This window comes from Pseudoalteromonas sp. SR45-5, assembly GCF_014163565.1.
Lineage (GTDB): Bacteria > Pseudomonadota > Gammaproteobacteria > Enterobacterales > Alteromonadaceae > Pseudoalteromonas > Pseudoalteromonas distincta.
Window position 1 is genome coordinate 1 of sequence record NZ_JACJDN010000513.1, and the last position, 2,928, is coordinate 2,928.

The 2,928-nt window shown below is 36.1% G+C and carries 2 protein-coding genes; one reads left to right on the forward strand and one right to left on the reverse strand.

The genetic code is table 11. The features are described 5' to 3' along the window. Positions 1-299: 299 nt before the first annotated feature. Positions 300-2,069, reverse strand: coding sequence for a sensor histidine kinase (locus tag H5072_RS15890; protein WP_182694070.1), 1,770 nt, complete (start codon positions 2,067-2,069; stop codon positions 300-302). 355 nt (positions 2,070-2,424) lie between these two features. On the opposite strand from H5072_RS15890, the gene H5072_RS15895 reads away from it, so the two are divergent. Continuing rightward, positions 2,425-2,793: a response regulator gene (locus tag H5072_RS15895; protein ID WP_024596295.1), complete on the forward strand. Its 369-nt coding sequence runs from the start codon at positions 2,425-2,427 to the stop codon at positions 2,791-2,793. The last annotated feature ends 135 nt before the right edge of the window (positions 2,794-2,928 follow it).

Here is a 2,928-nt window from a genome sequence, read left to right on the forward strand (position 1 = left end):
GGTAACTGCTCCTGCGTTATTCTACTGGCTTACATCCATGTAAGAATAAGTAAAAACCGAGCAAAGCTTCCGCGTCCTGCTCACGCCCCTTACCTACATCCATGTAGGCAACAAAGAGTTAATCGTCCCTAGATCGAGCTCAAAGGGCAGCGCATGTTTGGTATTTATGCTGCGTTATCGCCTACTTATGGGGGATAACCACACTACATAGGCTCTGCCTTGCCTAAAAACCAAATATATTGCTGCAAATTCAACCACCAAAGAACAACACGCCCTAATAATTTAATGCATATACTTTTTTATTCATATTTATCAAAAATAGGCATTGGCTTAGCCATGTTCTTTGGAAATTGAATATAGTAACGCAGACCTTTACCAGGTTCACTCGTTGCATCAATAGATCCACTAAGAGTTTGTTTAACTAAGTTAAACATTATATGGGTACCTAATCCGCTTCCGCCCTCATCGCGTTTAGTCGTAAAGAATGGGTCAAACAATTTTTTCAATTGCTCACTGGTAACTCCGTTACCGTCATCTTTGTAATCAATCGTTAAGTTAGTGTCATCTGCGCTTATTTTGATATCCATCACACCGTTGCTTTTACCTTCAAAGCCATGAATGAGTGAATTCATAATTAAGTTAGTAAAAATTTGGCTGATGGCGCCTGCCGGTAAATTTAAAACTAAATCATCAGGGCATTCTAATTTTATTGTATGGGATGTCTTTTTTAGTTTTGGATGCAGTGAGCGTATTACTTCGTTAGTGTAATCTTTAAAGTTAATAGTTCTTACAGCTTCACTGGCCTGATCGACCGCTATTTGCTTAAAGCTAGCAATAAGCTCTGAGGCTCTATCTAAGTTAGTGGTTAACAAGCTTGTACTTTGTTTTGCTTCGTTAATAAATTCTTCTAGTGCTTTTGGTGAAAGTGTTTTTTCACTATAAGCACTTTCGAGTTTATTTAAGCGTTCTTGCAAAAACGATATTGCCGTTACACCTATCCCAATAGGGGTGTTAATATCATGCGTAATACCCGCCACAAGCCCGCCTAGTGCGGCCATCTTCTCTGTGCCCAATAAACGTTCCTGTGCAAGGCTTAATTCCTCTATATAACGCTGAGATTCAGTTTGTTTTGTAATTAGCTCTTGCTCTGTGCTGCGGCGTAAGTCTATTTCTTCAGTGAGCACAATTTTTTGCTTCTCAAGTTCGTATTTTTGCTGTTGTAATTCCATCATTGCTTGGCTTAAGTTTGATGTTTTACGGGCTACGTCTTGCTCAAGTTGTATGTTGTGATGATCGAGCTTTTCGTTACTAATAATAAGTTCTTTTTGGGTGTGCTCAAGCTCTTTACTGTACTGAACCACTTTATCTATTAGTTTGTTAAACGACTGCTCCATTACTTTTAGTTCGTTATGCTCCTCTGTTTCTATTTCTATGTGTTGTCCTTCTAGCTCATCTAATTCTAGGTTTTCTAGTTGCTCAGTAAGCTCAGCTAAGGGATCTGTAAGAAGCTTTCTAAATGCCATTAAAAATAAAATGATTAAAAAGGTAGTTTTAATCATCGCATTACCAATCAAAAAGTAGATTGATACCATAATTCGGCTTAAAACAACTTCTCGGCTAGAGAACAAGGTAACGTCGCCCACTTGGGTAGCACGGCCAGAAAATTCAAAAATAAGTGGAAAGGTGTAACCAAACAGACCGGATTTCGCGTCTTCTAAAATAGCTTCTTCTTGTACTAACTGTTGGTTATATAGCTTATGTATGTCGAGCGAGCGCCCTAACTGTGAAATAATTTCGCCGCTGTCGTCTCGAACAATAATCCCTTCAATCATGGGAATGGCGAGTAAACCTTCTGCTGTTGTAATTGTTTGCTTGGTATTAAGCTCCCAAATTGCACGTGTTAAGCTACGACTAAAGGTTTTTTGTAATGTACTTAATTCATCACGTATATAGTCTTTAGTATTGAGATATTCAGCAAGCACCTGTCCGCAAGTCACTACGAAGGTAAGCAAAAAATAAACGGATAAAACGCTTGTTAGCAGCTTCTTAGAAAGGCTTTTTTGTAACATGAGTGACTTGTTCATCCTTTGTTATTTTTGTAACGTTACTATTGTAATTTAAAAGTTAGTCAATAAACCTCTAAAAATAAATAAAAAAGTTAAAATTTAATAAGATAAATCTAATTAAGTAGGTATGTAGTATTAATGTAATTAAACTCAGCTATGAATTAGTAAATTTGTTAGACGTTAAGTTTTGTAAGTTTGATTAGAATTTAGTTTCGTTAATCATATTTAAATGAGTTAATTCTATATTTATCATTGCATTGAATTATTAATGCGCTAAGTATTTAGATGCGTGTTAAAGTGTCCTGAGTGCAAAGAAAGATGGTCTTTTAATAACTTTGATGGTTGTGTAGTAGTAAACATGATGAAATTTTCGATATTAGTCTGTGATGATTCTGCTGTTGCTCGTAAACAAGTCGTGCGGTGTTTAAATGAGTGTATAGACGCAGATATACAACAAGCTATAAATGGAGCAAACGCCCTCGATCTTTTAAGAGCACAAAACTTTGATTTACTGTGCCTAGACCTCACCATGCCAGAGGTTGATGGTATACAAGTACTTGAAACTATAAAAACAGAAAAAATAGAGTGCTTTGTGTTGGTTATTTCTGCTGATATACAGGAAAAAATGAAGCAACGAGTCGCCCAACTTGGCGCAATTGATTTTATTGATAAACCTATTAATAAATCAAGCTTGAATGAAATATTGCATAAATTTGGCATTCATTAGGTTTTTTCATGTTAAAAAAGGCTGTTTTATCTTTTAATTTAGGGTTGACAGCATAGCCTTTGTTAAGGCAGTCTTAACATATGAAAACAATTAATCGCGTACTGACCATTATTATTACAACCATCATTCTTACTG

What these genes read in the sequence shown, in the direction of transcription:
- H5072_RS15890 (WP_182694070.1), bottom strand. Translation starts at nt 2,069, where the DNA reads ATGTTACAAAAAAGCCTTTCTAAGAAGCTGCTAACAAGCGTTTTATCC.
- H5072_RS15895 (WP_024596295.1), top strand. Translation starts at nt 2,425, where the DNA reads ATGATGAAATTTTCGATATTAGTCTGTGATGATTCTGCTGTTGCTCGT.